The 17156-nt window shown below is 65.7% G+C and carries 14 protein-coding genes; 7 read left to right on the plus strand and 7 right to left on the minus strand.

Going from position 1 to position 17156, the window contains the following annotated elements; translation table 11 throughout:
* Positions 1 to 25: 25 nt before the first annotated feature.
* The 4 genes from EU800_RS00160 to EU800_RS00175 are packed head-to-tail and all read right to left on the minus strand — an operon-like array spanning position 26 to position 2916.
* Positions 26 to 1000, minus strand: a complete 975-nt coding sequence (locus EU800_RS00160) for a methyltetrahydrofolate cobalamin methyltransferase (RefSeq protein ID WP_129627086.1) — start codon at positions 998 to 1000, stop codon at positions 26 to 28.
* Positions 997 to 1656: an HAD family phosphatase gene (locus EU800_RS00165; protein ID WP_129627089.1), complete on the minus strand. Its 660-nt coding sequence runs from the start codon at positions 1654 to 1656 to the stop codon at positions 997 to 999. Before EU800_RS00165 ends, EU800_RS00160 begins: the two co-directional genes overlap by 4 nt.
* Positions 1657 to 1663: 7 nt before the next feature.
* A complete protein-coding gene (locus EU800_RS00170; protein ID WP_129627092.1) occupies positions 1664 to 2593 on the minus strand; it encodes a methylenetetrahydrofolate reductase in 930 nt (309 codons plus the stop codon).
* Between the two features lie 26 nt (positions 2594 to 2619).
* Entirely contained in the window at positions 2620 to 2916 is a 297-nt protein-coding gene (locus EU800_RS00175; RefSeq protein ID WP_129627095.1) for a virulence factor, read from the minus strand.
* Positions 2917 to 3174: 258 nt separating this feature from the next.
* Here EU800_RS00175 and EU800_RS00180 point away from each other — a divergent pair, with 258 nt between their 5' ends.
* Both EU800_RS00180 and EU800_RS00185 read left to right on the plus strand, forming a co-directional pair.
* Positions 3175 to 4287: a Ppx/GppA phosphatase family protein gene (locus EU800_RS00180; RefSeq protein ID WP_129627098.1), complete on the plus strand. Its 1113-nt coding sequence runs from the start codon at positions 3175 to 3177 to the stop codon at positions 4285 to 4287.
* 139 nt (positions 4288 to 4426) lie between these two features.
* Complete coding sequence (locus tag EU800_RS00185) at positions 4427 to 5143, plus strand: RlmE family RNA methyltransferase (protein ID WP_129627100.1); 717 nt, start codon at positions 4427 to 4429, stop codon at positions 5141 to 5143.
* Here EU800_RS00185 and EU800_RS00190 read toward each other — a convergent pair.
* Positions 5140 to 5400: a hypothetical protein gene (locus EU800_RS00190; protein ID WP_129627103.1), complete on the minus strand. Its 261-nt coding sequence runs from the start codon at positions 5398 to 5400 to the stop codon at positions 5140 to 5142. The genes EU800_RS00185 and EU800_RS00190 overlap by 4 nt on opposite strands.
* 436 nt (positions 5401 to 5836) lie before the next feature.
* On the opposite strand from EU800_RS00190, the gene EU800_RS00195 reads away from it, so the two are divergent.
* Positions 5837 to 6979 carry an efflux RND transporter periplasmic adaptor subunit gene (locus EU800_RS00195; protein WP_242500334.1) on the plus strand — a complete coding sequence of 381 codons (1143 nt, stop codon included), beginning with the start codon at positions 5837 to 5839 and terminating at the stop codon, positions 6977 to 6979.
* 4 nt (positions 6980 to 6983) lie between these two features.
* Positions 6984 to 10130 carry an efflux RND transporter permease subunit gene (locus tag EU800_RS00200; protein ID WP_129627109.1) on the plus strand — a complete coding sequence of 1049 codons (3147 nt, stop codon included), beginning with the start codon at positions 6984 to 6986 and terminating at the stop codon, positions 10128 to 10130.
* Between the two features lie 114 nt (positions 10131 to 10244).
* Here the strand turns inward: EU800_RS00200 and EU800_RS00205 are convergent, their stop codons facing one another.
* Together EU800_RS00205 and purU are read right to left on the minus strand one after the other, a co-directional pair.
* Positions 10245 to 10898, minus strand: coding sequence for an isochorismatase family cysteine hydrolase (locus EU800_RS00205; protein WP_129627112.1), 654 nt, complete (start codon positions 10896 to 10898; stop codon positions 10245 to 10247).
* Between the two features lie 107 nt (positions 10899 to 11005).
* On the minus strand, positions 11006 to 11890 hold the full coding sequence (gene purU / locus EU800_RS00210) for a formyltetrahydrofolate deformylase (RefSeq protein ID WP_129627115.1): 885 nt from the start codon (positions 11888 to 11890) through the stop codon (positions 11006 to 11008).
* Positions 11891 to 12162: 272 nt separating this feature from the next.
* Here purU and EU800_RS00215 point away from each other — a divergent pair, with 272 nt between their 5' ends.
* From EU800_RS00215 to recA, 3 genes are all read left to right on the plus strand, one after another.
* Positions 12163 to 13329, plus strand: a complete 1167-nt coding sequence (locus EU800_RS00215; protein ID WP_129627118.1) for an RsmB/NOP family class I SAM-dependent RNA methyltransferase — start codon at positions 12163 to 12165, stop codon at positions 13327 to 13329.
* 109 nt (positions 13330 to 13438) lie between these two features.
* Positions 13439 to 15775, plus strand: a complete 2337-nt coding sequence (locus EU800_RS00220) for an ATP-binding protein (RefSeq protein WP_129627121.1) — start codon at positions 13439 to 13441, stop codon at positions 15773 to 15775.
* A gap of 248 nt (positions 15776 to 16023) precedes the next feature.
* A complete protein-coding gene (recA, locus tag EU800_RS00225; RefSeq protein WP_129627123.1) occupies positions 16024 to 17088 on the plus strand; it encodes a recombinase RecA in 1065 nt (354 codons plus the stop codon).
* The last annotated feature ends 68 nt before the right edge of the window (positions 17089 to 17156 follow it).

Below are 17156 nucleotides of genomic sequence, written 5' to 3' on the forward strand. Positions count from 1 at the left end.
CCGACCGCGCCGCCCTGCGCCGTCATCAGCCCCGCCGCCGCCGCCGTCCGCCTCGGCCCGCCGCCGCCGCTGCTTTTGACGCCTCGGCAAAGCTCGCGCCTTCCTTGACCGCGTCCAGAATGCGGGAAAAGCCGATCCAGGCGCTGCCGTTGGCATCGTGGTTCATCAGCAGGTTGGCCGCGCGCACCGCCTCCATCTCGACCGAGCGGACGGGATTCATGATCGCAGAGGTCATCCCGGCGCCGATCGCCATCGGCAGGAAGGCCGCGTTGACGCCGTGCCGGTTCGGCAGGCCGAAGGAGATGTTGGAGGCGCCGCAGGTGGTGTTGACGCCAAGTTCGTCGCGCAGCCGGCGGACCAGGGTAAACACCTGATGCCCTGCGGTTGCCATGGCCCCGATCGGCATCACCAGCGGGTCTACGACGATGTCATGCGCCGGGATTCCGTGATCTGCCGCCCGCTCGACGATCTTTCTGGCCACAGCGAAGCGCACGTCGGGGTCCTCGGAAATGCCGCTGTCGTCATTCGAGATCGCCACCACCGGAACGTTGTATTTCTTGACGAGCGGCAAGACGAGCTCTAGCCGCTCCTCCTCTCCCGTCACCGAGTTCAGAAGCGGCCGCCCCTCGGCCATCTCCAGCCCGTTTTCCAGCGCGCCGGGCACCGAGCTGTCGATGCAGAGCGGCACGTCCACGATGGCCTGGATCCGGGTGATCAGCTCCTTCATCAGCATCGGCTCGACGAAATTATTGTCGGCGTAGCGCGGGTCCTCGGCCATCTTGTTGGTGAAGACAGCGCCGGAATTCACGTCGAGCACCATCGCCCCGCAGGCCACCTGTTCCAGCGCGTCCTTCTCCACGGTCGAGAAATCGCCCGTCTCGAGTTCGGCGGCGAGCTTCTTGCGGCCCGTCGGGTTGATTCGTTCGCCGATCACGCAGAACGGCTCATCAAAGCCGATGGTCACGGTCCTGGTCTTGCTCTCGATCACGGTGCGCGTCATGCGGCCATCCTTTTGAGTTGTTCGATATGGTCTGCCAGCGCCGGGTCACGGTAGTCGGCGATGGTCGCGGCGCAGCCGAGCGCGTGCAGTTCCGCGTCGTCGAGCATCGTCCGGAGACCGATTGTCTTGAGCCCGGCCGCCACCGCCGAGCGGATGCCTGAGGGACTGTCCTCGAAGGCGAGCGACGTCTCCGCCGTGGCGCCGAGCCGGCGCAGCCCCTCCGCATAGGGCGCGGGGTCGGGTTTGGCGCGGGCGCACTCGGCGCCGATCACCAGAGTATCGAAGCGCTGCGCCAGGCCGAGTGCCTCTAGAACGGCCTCGCCATTGTCGCGCGGTGCATTCGTGACGACCGCTTTCGGCCAGCCCATTGCGTCGGCAAGATCGAGGATCTCCGTGGTGCCGGCAATCGGCGGGTAGGCCGGGCCCAGCCGGCGGCGATACTCCGCTTCCTTGTGCTTGTCCCACCAGTCCGGGTCCTCGCCGGGGCACAGCTCGGAAAAGATGTCGTGGTTCAGCTTTCCATGGATATGGGCCCGGTAGAACTCCGCGTCGATCTTCACCCCTCGGGGCTCCAGGAGGTCGACGAAGACCTCATAGTGGATCTTGTCGGAATCGATCAGGGTTCCGTCCAGGTCGAACAGCAATGCGGTCTTCATATGTCTCTCAGCCAGTTGCGGCCGACACGCCGGGCAGCGCGCCGCCATGGTCGGCCGTCCAGTCGGCCGTGGCCTTGATACCGCCCAACGGAAAGAAGTGCACCTGCTCGATGTTGAAATCCGGGTTTGCGGCCTTGTGAAGGGCGAGCGTCGACAGGATCTCGTTTGGTTCGAAAGGCTTAACCAGCTTGGTCACGTCCTTGGCGCGGCGCTGCAGGACCCGGAGCGACGGCCCGACGCCGCAGGCCACGGCGAACTTGATCATCGTCTGAAGCTTTGCTGGCCCGGCGATACCGATATGGATCGGAAAGTCGATTCCCGCCGCGCGCAGCCCCTCGGCCCAGGCGATGACCGGCGCAGCCTCGAAGGCGAATTGCGTGACGATGGCCATGTCGGCGTCGGTTCTCTCAGAGAATTTCTGTTTCCAGAGAAGCGCTTCCATCACGTTCTTCGTGCCGCCCTTAGGGTCGATATCGCGGTTGCCTTCAGGGTGGCCGGCGACGTGGAGACGGCTGATACCGGCGGCGTCGAAGAGCCCTGTCTCGAGCAGTTGCATCGAGCAGTGGAACTCGCCGCGCGGCGTATCGAGCCCTCCGCCGAGCAGCAGGGCCTGGCGCAGGTCCGCCTCGCCGCGGTAGCGAGCAATCCAGTCGGCGAGGGTCGCCTTGTCGCGGATGAGGCGCGCCGGGAAATGCGGCATCACCGGAAAACCCTGTTGGTGGAGTCGCCGTGCGGTCGCCACCATGTCCTCGATCGGCGTGCCGTCGATATGCGCGATGTAGATCCGCGTGCCCTCGGGCAGCAGGGCGCGGAAATCCTCGATCTTGGCAGCGGTGCGCGGCATGACCTCGATGGAGAAGCCCCGCAGGAAACCGGCGAGCGCGGTGGCACGGTCGGCGGGCGCGGTGGTGCGCTTGCGAAATGGTAGCAGGGCCATGGCGGCCTCCCTTATCCGGGCCGGGGTCAGTCCCATCCGGCGTTGTCGACCAGTCTCTGAAGGCGTTTGGAATCGTAGTCGGCATCGAGCCGGGTGGTCTCTGCGGCGAGAACCTGCTCCGCGCTGCCCTCCGCCGGGACGGGCGCACCGCGCCGCCATTCGGCGAGATAGGCGTCGCTGTCCTTTGCGCCCACCCGCATCGCGCAGCGGTCGATGGCCTGCTCGAACCGCTCGGGCAGGACCGCCTTCACGCCGCGCCGGCCCTTGCCCACGATGACCTGGGCCGGAATGTCGCGCCAGTAGACGATGGTGACCTCGGGCATGCTCTCTGTTTCCTTCAACGCTCTCCAGTCCCCTTTACGCTGCGTTCCTCGCAGGAAAGGGGCGATTTTCGACGGGACAGGGCGCGCCTGCGACCTGACGCGCGCCCTGAGCGCAAGCTAAGGCCGAATACGGGCCGGGTTCCAGCCCCGGTGACCCTCTATTTTTTCAAGAAGAATATGAGGTGGGACGAATCTGCTCACTTGCACGGGAACGGGCGCGCGTCTACCCTGTGGTCAACACGAATTGGAGGGCGTGAGATGACGCCCAGGCGTCCCGCAGGCGCGGGCGCGTTCCCGAAACCGGTCGCAACCCCCGCGCCATCCGTGCCGGATCCGGTCGCTCCTTATGCGGCGCTGGATCTCGGCACAAACAGTTGTCGAATGCTGGTGGCCCAACCCAAGGGCTCCCAGTTTCATGTGGTCGACAGTTTCTCGAAATCGGTCCAACTCGGCACCGGGCTGGAAGCGTCCGGGCGGTTGTCCCGCGCCTCGATGTCGCGGACGGTGCAGGCGCTGAAGATCTGCAAGGCCAAGTTCCAGAAGCACAAGGTGCAGCGGATGCGGCTTGTCGCGACGGAGGCCTGTCGCAGGGCGAAGAACGCCCGCGATTTCATCCGCTTCGTCCGCCACGAGACCGGGCTCCGGCTCGACATCATCGAGCCGGAAGAAGAGGCGCGGCTGGCCGTCGTTTCCTGCGCGCCGCTGGTCTCGATCAAGACGGAGCAACTCCTTGTGGTCGATATCGGCGGCGGGTCGACCGAGCTGGTCTGGATCGACCTCTCGCGCGTTCCGGGACCCGACCGGCCGCGGGCGATCATGCGGTTGCACAAGGGGTTCGACTTCTGCGACGACCCGTTCCCGCGCGCCCGCGTCGTCGACTGGATCTCGGTGCCGCTTGGCGTGGCGACGCTCAAGGACCAGTTCTACGACGTCGAGGATGACGCCGGGCGGTTCGCGCTGATGAGCTGGTATTTCGAGGAGCAACTTGCGGATTTCTCGCCCTATATCCACGAACAGGCGCGCGAGGGGTTCCAGATCATCGGCACTTCCGGGACCGTGACGACGGTGGCCGCGAGCCATCTCGGGCTGCGCCGCTACGACCGCACCAAGGTTGACGGGCTTCGCATGTCCTCCGACCAGATCGACGCCGTGATCCGCTCGTATCTCGAGCTCGGCGAGGCCGGCCGCCGCGCCGACCCGCGCATCGGCAAGGACCGGCAGGCGCTCATCATGTCGGGCTCGGCGATCCTTCAGGCGCTGATGCGGATCTGGCCCACCGACCGGCTCTCGGTGGCCGATCGCGGCCTGCGCGAGGGGTTGCTTTATGCGCAGATGTCCTCGGACGGGGTGCTCGAGGACGGTCCGTTCTAGATATCCGCCGCTGGCGGGCGCCTCCGGCGGGGATATTTTTCGGCAGAAGAAACCTGCGGGCCTTGCTTTCTTCGTCTGTTCGGAAATATCCCCGCCGGTGGCATGAAACATTGACCCGCGAGCGGTCGGAAGGTGCGGGATGGCGAAGAAAACGAGCGGGCGCGGGCAGCGCGATCTCCGGGTCAAGGTAAAGACCGCGCGGGGGCGCAAGCTTTCCTCGACGCGCTGGCTCGAGCGGCAGCTCAATGATCCCTATGTCGCGGCGGCAAAGCGCGATGGCTATCGCGGGCGGGCGGCGTTCAAGATCGTGGAACTCGATGACAAGTTCCGGTTCCTCGTGCCTGGGGCGCGGGTGGTCGATCTGGGCTGCGCGCCGGGCGGCTGGTGTCAGGTCGCGGTGCGTCGCGTCAATGCGCTCGGCGAGAAGTCGGGAAAGTCCGTGGGCACGGTGCTCGGGATCGACCTTCAGGAAGTCGAGCCGATCGCCGGGGCCGAGCTGCATGTGCTCGACTTTCTCGAGGAAGGCGCGGACGACAAGGTGAAGGCCTGGCTGGGCGGGCAGGCGGATGTGGTCATGTCGGACATGGCGGCGTCTTCCTCGGGGCACAAGCAGACCGATCATCTGCGCATCATTGCGCTCTGCGAGGCGGCGGCAGACCTGGCCTTCGACGTGTTGGCGCCGGGGGGCACCTTCGTGGCCAAGGTGCTGGCGGGCGGCGCGGAGGGCGACCTGCAGAAGCTGCTCAAGCAACGCTTCGAGAAGGTGGCGAATGTGAAGCCGCCGGCGAGCCGGTCCGATTCCTCCGAAAAATTCGTCGTCGCGACGGGGTTCCGGCCGGGGGCGGACGAGGCCTAGCGCAGCACCATCCAGATGGCGACCCAGAGGGCCAGCGGGCCGCCGGCGCCGGCCTCGGCAAAGAGCATCGTGGCCTGCAGGAGACCGGCGAGCGTCAGGCCGATCAGCAGCGCCTGATCCGCCAGCGAGAGCGCACGGATCCGGGCGCGGACCTCATCCGCCGGCAGGCTCACCACCAGGCCGGTGAGCATTCGCAGGAAGGCGAGGCGCAGGCCGAGACAGGCGGAAATCGACAGATCACGAAGAAATATATACATGCAAATGTCCTGTGCCCCGGGGTCTTCTGCCACACCGGTTCGGGGCAACCCGGCAGGCTGGGCACAACATGACTTACACTGTCTTTCCGGCAGGTTAAGAGACGCATGGCCGAATCCGGACGGTTTCCTCTGCCAGACCCAATCGTTTCGGAGGAAGAGACATTGCCGCAGTCTCGCCATCGGCAAGACTGCCTGGCGGCACGTTTCGAAGGCGCCCTGTCTTCTCCGAACCTGACCTGATTCTCCGTGAGTTCGGCCTGGCCGCGGGTGGTGCGCCGCCCGTTGCGACCGTTGCTTCCCCGGCGCGGCGGTGGCGCGTCGGCGGGATGCAGAAGGACACGCCGCGCTCCACCGTTGTTCCGCGCCGAAAACCCGGTATGACTTGGGCAGGTCCGCACATCGCGCGGCCGCTACGGAACCTGGAGGAGCAATGCTCATGCCGCGCGTATCACGGATTCTGACGCCTTTCTTGCTGGTCATCGGGCTCGCTGCCGGTCCGTCGCTGGCGCAGCAGGAGGGGGAGGCGGTCAGGGTCGCCGTGGCCGCGATCTATGCCGAGGACCTGATCAATGAAGCGACCTTCATCGGCAAGGGCGAGGCGATCGACAAGGTCGATATCCCGGCCCGCGTGAGCGGATTTGTCCAGGAGATTCTGGTTCGCGACGGCGCTCCGGTCAAAGAGGGCGACAAGCTTTTCCAGATCGAGCCGGACGGGTTCGAGGCGGTGCTCGCGGCGCGCAAGGCCGATCTTGCGCGCGCCGAGGCCAATCTCGAGCTGACCATGATCGAGCGGGAGCGGAAGGAGGAACTGGTCCGGCGGGACGCGGCACCGCAAAGCGAAGCGGACGTGGCGCGGGCCAACGAGAAGGTGGCCGAGGCAGATGTCGAGGCCGCCCGGGCGGCGATCCGCGCCGCGGAGCTTGATCTGAGCTACACCGAGGTCTTTGCGCCCTTCGACGGCCGCATCGGCCTTGTCGACACCTCGGTGGGCGATCTCGTGGGGCCGTCGAGCGGCCCGCTTGTGTCCCTCGTGCGCGAGCAGCCGGTGCAGGTCGCGTTCTCGCTGACCGAGAAGCAGCTTCTCAACGTGCTCGAACAGATCGAGGCCGAGCTGCATCAGCTCAGCGAACCGGAGCGCACGCCGGATGTCTTCGTTACTCTGCCGAACGGCACCAGGCTCGAAGAGGCAGGGCAGATCGTCTTCGTCGACAATCGGATTGACCCGGCCACCGGCACGATCGCACTCCGGGCCGAGTTCGCCAACGCTCGCCGACTGATCGTCGACGGTGCCTTCGTCGATGTCTCGATCCAGGCGCTCGAGCCCGAGCGCAAGCTGCTGGTGCCGCAGGCGGCGCTTCAGCGCGACCAGCGGGGCGATTTCGTGCTGATCGTGACGCCGGATCAGCGGGTCGAGCAGCGGTACCTGACGTTGGGGAGAGCGCATGGGACGGCGATTGTCATCCAGGACGGTGCACGCGAGGGCGAGTCGGTGATCGTCGAGGGGCTGCAACGGGTGCGGCCGGGGGCCGTGGTCGAAGCGGTCGCGGCCGGTGCGCCGGTCGAGGCGTCGGGGAACTGAGCGCATGATCTCCAAGGTCTTCATCAGCCGTCCCAAGACGGCCATCGTCATCTCGACCGTGCTCACCATCATGGGGCTCATCGCCTATTCCGTGCTGCCGGTGGAGCAGTTCCCCAATATCACGCCGCCCGTGGTCAACGTCTCCGCGAGCTACACCGGTGCCAGCGCCGAGACGGTTGAAAACACAGTCGCGGCACCGATCGAGGCGCAGGTAAACGGCGTGGACGACATGATCTACATGTCGTCGGACAGCTCGGCGACAGGGTCCTATTCGCTTTCCGTCACCTTCGATGTCGGCACCGATCCCGATATCGCTTCGGTCAACGTGCAGAACCGGGTCGCCCAGGCGACCGCGCAGCTTCCCACCGAGGTGACCTCGCGCGGCGTCGTGACCCAGAAATCCTCGACCAACATGCTGCTGGTGGCGACGCTGGTCTCGCCCAACGGCACCTATGACGAGGTCTTCCTGTCCAACTATGCCTCGATCAACCTCAAGGATGCGCTGGCGCGGATTCAGGGGGTGGGCAAGGCCGAAGTGCTGACCAATTTCGCCTACGCGATGCGGATGTGGATGAATCCCGACCGGATGGCGAGCCTCGGCGTGACGCCGGGCGATTTGATCAACGCGATCCGCGAGCAGAATATCGAGGTCTCGGCCGGCCAGATCGGGTCTCCGCCGGTGCCGGCCGGGCAGCAGTTCCAATACACGATCACCTCGAAGGGCCGCCTGACGACGGTCGAGGAGTTCGAGAACATCGTTGTCAGGACCGGCGAGTCCGGTGCCATCGTGCGCATCAAGGATATCGCCCGGGTCGAACTTGGGGCGAATTACTACAACGCCTCCGGCCGGTTCAACGGCCGGCCGGCCACGGTCCTGGCGATCTATCAGGCCCCGGGAGAGAACGCGCTGGCCGTGTCGGAAAAGGTGCTGGCGGAACTCGACAGGCTCTCCCGCGTCTTTCCCGACGACGTGGAATACGAGGTTCCCTACAACTCGACCGATTTCGTCCAAGCCTCGCTCAAAGACGTGGTCTCGACGCTGATCCTCACCTTCATCCTGGTGATGTCGGTGGTCTTTGTCTTCCTCGGGTCCTGGCGGGCGACGATCATCCCGATGGTGGCGATCCCGGTCTCGCTGATCGGCACCTTCGCCTTCCTGCTGGCCTTCGGCATGTCGCTCAACACGGTCTCTCTCTTTGCCCTCGTGCTCGCCATCGGCATCGTCGTCGACGACGCGATCGTGGTTGTGGAGAATGTCGAGCGGCTGATCGCCGACGAGGGGCTCTCGGCGCGGGAGGCAACGGCGAAGGCGATGGAGCAGATCACCGGCCCGGTGATTGCCACCACGCTGGTGCTGCTTGCGGTCTTCGTGCCGGTCACCTTCATGCCCGGCATCACCGGCCGGCTCTATTCGCAATTCGCGATCACCATCTCGACCGCCGTCGTGATCTCCTCGATCAATGCGCTGACCTTGTCGCCGGCGCTCTGTGCCATTGTGCTGAAACCGCGACAGGGCGAAGCGAAGGGTCTTCTCGCCGTGTTCGAGGGCGCGATCGGCGGTCTGCGAAACGGCTACACCTCGATCGTGAAGCGCTTCGTGCGCGTGTCGCTCCTGAGCCTCGTGGTGCTCGGCGTGATCGTCGCCGTGATGGGAACGATGTTCGTGGCCACGCCCAAGGGCTTCATCCCGCTCGAGGACAACGGTGCGCTCTTCGTCGACGTGCAGCTTCCCGATGCCGCCTCGCTGGAACGCACCGAGGAGGTGACCGACCGGATCAATGCACGCATCGAGGAGATCCCCGGCGTCCGCAGCACCATTCTGGTCAACGGCTTCAGCATGCTCAACGGCTCGGGCTCGAACGGCGCGATGATCATCGTCAACCTCACCAACTGGGAGGAGCGGAAGACACCGGAGCTCTCGGCGGAGGGCATCCTGCGGCAGATCTATGGGATTGCGAACCGGGAGGTGGCAGCCAGCGTCATCGCCTTCAACCCGCCACCGATCTCGGGCCTCGGCCTCTCGGCGGGCGTGGAGATGAAAGTGCAGCAGACCGGTGGTGGCACGGCGCAGGACCTCGCCGCAGCGCTCGGCGGGATGGTCTATGCTGCCAACCAGAGCCCCGAACTGGCTCAGGCCTACACGACCTTCCGAGCCAACGTGCCCCAGGTCTTCGTCGATCTCGACCGCGAGAAGACCAAGTCGCTCAACGTCACTGTCTCCGAGGTGTTCCAGACGCTCCAGGCCTATCTCGGCTCCTACTATGTCAATGACTTCAACCTGTTCGGCCGTGTCTACCGGGTGATGATCCAGGCCGACGGCGACTATCGCCGGCAGGTGGAGGATATCGGCAAGCTCTATGTGCGGTCGGCGACGGGCGAGATGGTGCCGCTCGGCACGCTCATCAATGTCGAGAACGTCCTCGGGCCGGTGCTGCTCAACCGCTACAACATGTTCCGTTCGGCGACGGTCACGGCGGTGCCGGCGGAGGGGCTTTCGTCCGGGGACGCGATCCGGGTGATGGAGGAGGTGGCGGCGACCAGCCTGCCGCCGGGCTACGGCTACGAATGGACCGGCACGGCGCAGCAGCAGCTCTCCTCTTCCGGAATGGTGCAGTACATCCTGATCGCGGCGATACTCTTCGGCTACCTCTTCCTCGTTGCGCAATACGAGAGTTGGACCATGCCGGTGGCCATCCTGCTCTCGGTGACGGTGGCGCTCTTCGGTGCGGTGGCGGCGGTGGCGGTCACCGGGTCGGACATAAACCTCTATACCCAGATCGGGATGATCATGCTGATCGGGCTCGGGGCGAAGAACGCGATCCTGATCGTGGAATTCGCCATGGAGCGACGAGAGTCCGGTCTGAGCGTGCGAGAGGCGGCCTCCGAGGCGGCCTTCCAGCGCTTCCGCGCGGTGATGATGACGGCGCTTTCCTTCCTTCTCGGTGTGGTACCGCTGCTCGTCGCCTCCGGCGCCGGCGCGGCCAGCCAGAAGGCGATCGGCATCGCCGTCTTCGGCGGCATGCTTGCGGCGACGGTGATCGGGGTGATCCTCGTGCCGGTGCTCTACGTGGTGCTCCAGAACCTGCGCGAATGGGTAAAGGGGCTCTTTGGCGGCGGCAAGGGGCCGGAGGCGGCGACCGACGCGGAGTGATCGATCTCCCGTGAGATCCGGTCAAGAGGGTCGGGCGGCGCTTGCCGGTGGCGCGGCGTCGCATCAGCTTCGGGCCAGGGCAGATCGAGCCGAGCTAATCGACCGGCGTCCGCCTCAGGCCCAGGTACCGACGTCCGCCGCGACCTCGTCGAGCAACTCCTCCGTCGTCACCTGCCGGCAATGGCCGCGGATCGCCTCGAGCGAATGCCGGTGGCGCGCCTCGCTGTAGGTAAGGCAGGCATCCGTCACCTGGGTCACCAGATAGCCGAGATCGGCGGCATCCCGGATCGCGCTCTCGACGCAATCGTCGGTCTCCATCCCGCAGATCACCAGCTGGCGGATGCCGAGATTGCGCAGAATGTAGTCGATATTGGTCGAGATGAAGACCGAGGAGGCTGATTTCGGCAGTACGATCTCGTCTTCCTCCGGCCTGAGCGCGTCGATCACCCTGCCGTCCCAGGAGCCCCTGGCGACATTGTAGCCGAGGGACTTGTAGTCGAGCCCGCGGTCGCGCCCGTCCTTCGTCAGGCTCTCGATCGTGGTGTAGAGGATCTCTATGCCGGCCTTGCGGAACGCGCTCTGGATCCGGCACATCTTCGGAAGCGCGGTGCGCTCCAGCCTGTCGAAGAAATAGCCGTTGGATGTTTCGAACGCGGCCGCATCCAGGCCGCGATAGGCGCCGCCTTGCCGGTTGGCCGTGTAATTCTGCATGTCGATGAAGAGCAGGGCGGTGTCCGGGATATGGAGCGAAAGGTCGCGGCCGTGCATGTGTCTTGCCTCCCTAGTCGGGCGCGCCCCGACTCGGGGTGTCCCGAGGTCAATCTTAACGCTCCGGGGCGGTTTGCGACACAGGACGAATCAGCCCCGTCCGGCGGTCAGCCCATGCGCTCCGACTCGTACGCGCCGGGGCCGGCGGGGAACACCACCGTCTTGGTGCCGTTCAGGAAAACCCGGTGGTGGATATGGGCGTGGATCGCCCGCGCCAGCACGGCGCTCTCCACGTCGCGGCCAAGCGAAACATAGTCACCGGCCGATTGCGCGTGGGTCACGCGCACCGTGTCCTGCTCGATGATCGGCCCCTCGTCGAGATCGGCGGTCACGTAGTGCGAGGTCGCCCCGATCAGCTTCACGCCGCGCGCATAGGCCTGCTTGTAGGGGTTGGCCCCCTTGAAGCTCGGCAGGAAGGAGTGGTGGATGTTGATGATCCGGCCGGACATCTTCTGACACATCTGGTCCGACAGAACCTGCATGTAGCGCGCCAGCACGATCAATTCGGCGCCGGTTTCCTCGACGATCGCCATCTGCTGCGCCTCGGCCTGCGGCTTGGTCTCCTTCGTCACCTTGATGTAGTGGAAGGGAATGTCGTGGTTCACCACCAGCTTCTGGTAGTCGAGATGGTTCGAGATCACGCCTAGGATGTCGATGGGCAGCGCGCCGATCCGCCAGCGATAGAGCAGGTCGTTCAGGCAGTGGCCGAAGCGGGAGACCATAATGACCACCTTCATCTTGGCTTGCGCGTCGAGAAAGGCGTGCTCCATCTTGAAGCGCTCGGCGATCGGCGCGAAATCGCGGACAAGGTCGTCGATACCTGCGCCTTTCTCGCTCTCGACGGAGAGGCGCATGAAGAAGTTCCCGGTCTCCATGTCGTCGAACTGCTGCGAATCGAGGATGTTGCAGCCCGTCTCGGCAAGAAAACTCGAAACCGCGGCGACGATGCCGCGGCGGGAGGGGCATTTCACGGTGAGGGCGAAACGGGACATAGGGGATAGCTCCGGGAGGTGGTGTCTTTCCCGCATCAATGCCGCGCTGCGGCAGCGGTCGAAAGCGCAAAAGCGCGCACTTTCCGGCGAAAAGCGGCATCGGCGGAGCGCGTGGGTTTCCGATCCGCGTCATGGCGCCGGGGTCCGGCGTCGCTTCGCGGCAATCGCTTGCATCAGACGCCATAGACGACAATAGAATAGCCGCTCGGGGCATTTGCGCCCCGTGAACGCGGAGACCTCGGAAACCGTTCGGGCCCCGCGAGGAGAATGCCATGACACCTGAGGCCCGTCTTGCCGCGGCCGCGGAGATCCTCGACCACTGGCTCGCCGGAGAGCCGGCCGAGAAACTGCTCACCGGCTGGGCCCGGCGAAGCCGTTTCGCGGGCTCGGGGGACCGCGCCGCCGTGCGGGACCACGTGTTCGACGCGATCCGCCGTCGCCGTTCGGCCGCCTGGCTTGGCGGGGCGGAGACGGGCCGTGGGCTGGTGATCGGAATGTTGCGCGCGAATGGCCTGGACCCGGCCGCGTTCCTCACCGGCGCGGGCCATGCGCTGGCGCCGCTGACCGCCGAGGAGGCGGTGGAGCCCGCCGCGCCCTCCGGCAATGTCGCGCTCGACTGCCCGGACTGGCTCGAGCCGGAGTTGCGTGCGAGCCTGGGCAGTGATTTCGCCGCCGTGATGGAACTGCTGCAGCAGCGCGCCGGTCTGTTTCTGCGCGTGAACCTTGCCAAGGGCGACCGGCCCCACGCCATCGCCCGGCTTGCCGAGGAGGGAGTACTCTGCCGGCCCCATGCGCTCTGCGAGACCGCGATCCTGGTGCAGGAGGGAGAACGGAAGGTTAGGAATACAGAGGCTTACGCGACGGGGCTCATCGAGATTCAGGACGCCGCCTCGCAGGCCGTGGCCGCGGCTGTGCCGTTGCCGGAGGGCGGGCGGGTGCTCGACTACTGCGCCGGCGGCGGCGGCAAGGCGCTGGCCCTGGCGGCCCGCAGTGGGCGCGAGATCCTAGTGCATGACGGCAAGCCGGAGCGGATGTCCGACCTCGCTGCTCGCGCCACCCGTGCCGGCGCGCGGCTCCGGCCGGTCGATGCCGCCGGTGTCGCCGCGCTGGCGCCGTTCGACCTCGTGCTGGCGGACGTGCCATGTTCCGGCAGCGGCGCCTGGCGCCGGCAGCCCGAGGCAAAATGGCGCCTGACCGAAGCGCGCCTGGCCGAGATCCGCGCCCTGCAACGCGAGATCCTTGCCGAGCTGGCGCCGCGCGTCGCGCCGGGTGGCGTGATCGCCTACATGACCTGCTCGCTCCTGGAGAGCGAGAACGGCGCTCAGGTCGGCTGGTTCCATTCGGAGTTCGACGGCTGGCAGACCGTCCGGGAGCAGCGCCTTTCACCGCTGGCCGGCGGTGACGGCTTTTTCATCGCCATTCTGCGCCGCAGCGCGTGACCCTGCGACAGCGTGGGCCGGTTCCGAATGGCGGACCGGTCTGGCTTAATCGTGGATTAACGTATTGCGTCGGAAATACGAGGGAGACGAATCGTAGAGGAGAGGATTCTTGTCGCATTCCGCGCTCACCCAATCCCCGTTGACCAGAACGGCGGCGAGTTACTCGGGGCGGGTGCTTCATCTCGGATTTGTTGCCGTTGTCCTCTTCGGCGTCGTGTTCTTCGTGTCCGATCCGACGCTGGCGCTGGTTCTTCTCGGCGTCGCCGGTTGCCTTCTGGCGCTGTCACTTCTGATCCGCCTCTTTGCCGCGCGCGACGCGGCAGAGAAGGAGCGGATCGCCGAGGCGGTGGCGGGATTCATCGAGAACGATTGCGCGCCGAGCTTCACAACGGATGCCGATGGCTTCGTCGAGCATCTCAACAGGGCAGCGCGGAACCGCTTCGGCTCTCCCGACACGCCTCGGACAACGCTGGTGCGGTCCCTGCGCGACCTCATTGCCAATCCGGCCGCAGTGGTGATGCGGCTCCAGAACCGCGCCGAAGCGCGCGGGTCTGCCTGCGAAGACATGGTGACCCGGCGCGGACATATGCGGCTCTCGGTGCACCAGGTCGAGGGCACGCGTTTCCTCTGGCGTCTGGAGGATATAGCGGATCGCGGTCAGGCAGGCCGCGGCGTGGACAGCCTCAGCCTGCCGATGATGACGGTGAGCCGCTCCGGCACGATCCTCTTCATGAACGACGCCTTGCGCCGGATCCTTGGCGGACGGGTCAAGACGCTTTCCGCCGTCTTTGACGACCTGCCCCTGACGCCCAACGGCGTGCATCGGGTGCAGGGCGCGGAGGGCGTGGTGACTGTGCGCGTGGTCGAGATCGAGGGCGCCGGTGGGCGGCAGGAAATCTTCCTGGTTCCGATCGGCAGCGAGGAGATCCCGGCCCGCGCGACGACCTCGACCGGACCCGCCGATACGTCCGCATTGGACATGCTGCCTGTTGCCCTTCTGAAGCTCGACCGGCGTGGCCGGATCCTCTCCTCCAACGTGGCGGCGCGGGAGCTTCTCGGCGCGGCGGCCGAGGCCGGGCAGCAGTTTCACTCCCTGGTCGAAGGACTCGGGCGGTCGGTCAAGGACTGGCTTTCGGATGCCGCCGACGGTCGCGGCCTCGGCCGGCCGGAATTCGTGCGCGCGAGCGTTCCGGACAGGGAGCTTTACCTTCAGGTCACGCTCGGTCGCCTGATCGAGGACGGCGAGACGGTCCTGAGCGTCGTCGCCAACGACGCAACGGAACTCAAGACGCTCGAGGCGCAGTTCGTGCAGAGCCAGAAGATGCAGGCGATCGGTCAACTCGCCGGAGGTGTGGCTCATGACTTCAACAACCTGCTGACGGCGATCTCCGGCCATTGCGACCTGCTTCTGTTGCGCCACGATCAGGGCGACCAGGACTACGCCGATCTGGTGCAGATCAACCAGAACGCCAATCGTGCCGCGAGCCTTGTCGGCCAGTTGCTGGCCTTCTCGCGCAAGCAGAACCTGCAACCCGAGATACTCGACCTGCGCGACACGCTCTCGGACCTTACCCACCTTCTCAACCGCCTGGTTGGCGAGAAGGTCTCGCTTTCGCTCTCGCATGATCCGGGATTGCGACCGATTCGGGCCGACAAGCGGCAGCTTGAGCAAGTCCTGATGAACCTCGTCGTGAATGCGCGGGACGCCATGCCCGAGGGCGGCGAGATCCGGATATCCACCGAGAGCAGGCGGATCACCGCGCCGCTCGAGCGCGACCGCGCCACGGTCGCGCCGGGGGATTACGTGGTCGTCAAGGTCGAAGACGACGGCGCCGGCATTCCCGCCGACAAGCTCACCAAGATCTTCGAGCCGTTCTTCACGACCAAGCGCACCGGTGAGGGCACCGGCCTTGGCCTGTCGACCGCCTATGGAATCGTCAAGCAGACCGGTGGATACATCTTCGCCGATTCCGTTGTTGGCGAGGGAACAATCTTTTACCTGTATTTTCCAGCCCATGACCGACCGGTCGAGCAACCGGACAGGCGCCGCGAGAGGAACCGGGAAGCCAGCCTCCAGCAGGCCAAGGGGGTTGTCCTGCTGGTGGAGGACGAGGCGCCGGTCCGGGCCTTTGCCTCGCGCGCTTTGCGGATGCGCGGCTACACCGTGATCGAGGCGGAGAACGCGGAGGAAGCGCTCGCGACGCTCGAGGATCCCTCGCTTCATGTCGATGTCTTCGTCACCGACGTCGTCATGCCGGGGATGGACGGCCCCTCCTGGGTCCGCATCGCGCTGAAGCAGCGTCCGGACGTGCGGGTCGTCTTCGTCTCCGGCTATGCCGAGGAGAGCTTCTCCGACGACCAGGCCGGCATCGCCAACTCCATCTTCCTGCCAAAGCCCTTCTCGTTGAACGAGCTGACGGCGACCGTCCGGGACCAGATGCCATGACCCAGTCACCCCGCGCGCGAACCAGACCGCGGCACCAGATGGTTCATATACCGGCGCGGCGAAATCGCGGAGGGCATCTCGTCTCCTCGATCCCGCGCGGGCCCGCCTCGGCATTCCCGGATCGCCACACCCAGACGTGGGGCACGGAAGGTCTTGAAACCGTCCCGTTTCGCCGTCATAACGGGAACAAGAGGTGAACAAAGCAGTCATTGCCGGCAAAGCCGGCCTATGGAATAAGGACCGAAACAATGGCGACCGCGAACCTTCTCGACATGACAGACAAGCGTAGCTCCGACAAGCAGAAGGCTCTGGACAGCGCCCTTGCCCAGATCGAACGGCAGTTCGGGAAGGGCTCGATCATGCGTCTTGGCGCCGACAACCCGGTCGCCGAGATCGAGGCGACCTCGACCGGTTCGCTCGGGCTCGACATCGCGCTCGGGATCGGCGGTCTGCCGAAGGGACGGATCATCGAGATCTATGGCCCCGAGAGTTCCGGCAAGACGACGCTGGCGCTGCACTGTATTGCCGAGGAGCAGAAGAAGGGCGGCGTCTGCGCCTTCGTCGATGCCGAACACGCGCTCGATCCCCTCTATGGCCGCAAGCTCGGGATCGACCTCGACGAATTGCTCATCTCCCAGCCCGATACCGGCGAACAGGCGCTCGAAATCACCGACACGCTGGTCCGCTCCGGCGCGGTCAGCGTCGTCGTCGTGGACTCGGTCGCCGCGCTGACGCCGAAATCGGAACTCGAGGGCGACATGGGCGACAGTTCCGTCGGTGTCCAGGCCCGCCTGATGAGCCAGGCCATGCGCAAGCTCACCGGCTCGATCTCGCGGTCGAAATGCATGGTGATCTTTATCAACCAGATCCGTATGAAGATCGGCGTCATGTTCGGCAGCCCCGAGACCACTACAGGCGGCAACGCGCTCAAGTTCTACTCCTCGGTCCGGCTCGACATCCGCCGTATCGGCGCGATCAAGGACCGCGACGAGGTCGTCGGCAACACCACCCGCGTCAAGGTGGTCAAGAACAAGGTCGCGCCGCCCTTCAAGCAGGTCGAGTTCGACATCATGTATGGCGAGGGCATCTCGAAGACCGGCGAGCTGATCGATCTCGGTGTCAAGGCCGGCGTGGTCGAGAAATCCGGCTCCTGGTATTCCTATGGCGACGAACGGATCGGGCAGGGGCGGGAGAACGCCAAGGCCTTCCTGAAGGAGAACGCAAGCGTCGCGCTGGAGATCGAGGACAAGATTCGCGCCGCACACGGGCTCGATTTCCACGTGACCGGCGACGACACGCTGCTCGAGGACTAGCGCCGGGCTGGCGGCGGGCGCCGGGTGCGCCCGCAATCGCATGCTGTGGACACCTCCGGCGCGGGCCG

Origin of the sequence: Tropicimonas sp. IMCC6043 (assembly GCF_004146235.1) — a bacterium.
Taxonomy (GTDB): domain Bacteria; phylum Pseudomonadota; class Alphaproteobacteria; order Rhodobacterales; family Rhodobacteraceae; genus Tropicimonas.

Excerpts from the sequence above, each read along its gene's own strand:
- EU800_RS00215 (WP_129627118.1), top strand. The coding sequence starts at position 12,163 with ATGACACCTGAGGCCCGTCTTGCCGCGGCCGCGGAGATCCTCGACCAC.
- EU800_RS00160 (WP_129627086.1), bottom strand. The coding sequence starts at position 1,000 with ATGACGCGCACCGTGATCGAGAGCAAGACCAGGACCGTGACCATCGGC.
- purU (WP_129627115.1), bottom strand. The coding sequence starts at position 11,890 with ATGTCCCGTTTCGCCCTCACCGTGAAATGCCCCTCCCGCCGCGGCATC.
- EU800_RS00185 (WP_129627100.1), top strand. The coding sequence starts at position 4,427 with ATGGCGAAGAAAACGAGCGGGCGCGGGCAGCGCGATCTCCGGGTCAAG.
- EU800_RS00190 (WP_129627103.1), bottom strand. The coding sequence starts at position 5,400 with ATGTATATATTTCTTCGTGATCTGTCGATTTCCGCCTGTCTCGGCCTG.
- EU800_RS00170 (WP_129627092.1), bottom strand. The coding sequence starts at position 2,593 with ATGGCCCTGCTACCATTTCGCAAGCGCACCACCGCGCCCGCCGACCGT.
- EU800_RS00195 (WP_242500334.1), top strand. The coding sequence starts at position 5,837 with ATGCCGCGCGTATCACGGATTCTGACGCCTTTCTTGCTGGTCATCGGG.
- recA (WP_129627123.1), top strand. The coding sequence starts at position 16,024 with ATGGCGACCGCGAACCTTCTCGACATGACAGACAAGCGTAGCTCCGAC.
- EU800_RS00205 (WP_129627112.1), bottom strand. The coding sequence starts at position 10,898 with ATGCACGGCCGCGACCTTTCGCTCCATATCCCGGACACCGCCCTGCTC.
- EU800_RS00175 (WP_129627095.1), bottom strand. The coding sequence starts at position 2,916 with ATGCCCGAGGTCACCATCGTCTACTGGCGCGACATTCCGGCCCAGGTC.
- EU800_RS00200 (WP_129627109.1), top strand. The coding sequence starts at position 6,984 with ATGATCTCCAAGGTCTTCATCAGCCGTCCCAAGACGGCCATCGTCATC.
- EU800_RS00165 (WP_129627089.1), bottom strand. The coding sequence starts at position 1,656 with ATGAAGACCGCATTGCTGTTCGACCTGGACGGAACCCTGATCGATTCC.
- EU800_RS00180 (WP_129627098.1), top strand. The coding sequence starts at position 3,175 with ATGACGCCCAGGCGTCCCGCAGGCGCGGGCGCGTTCCCGAAACCGGTC.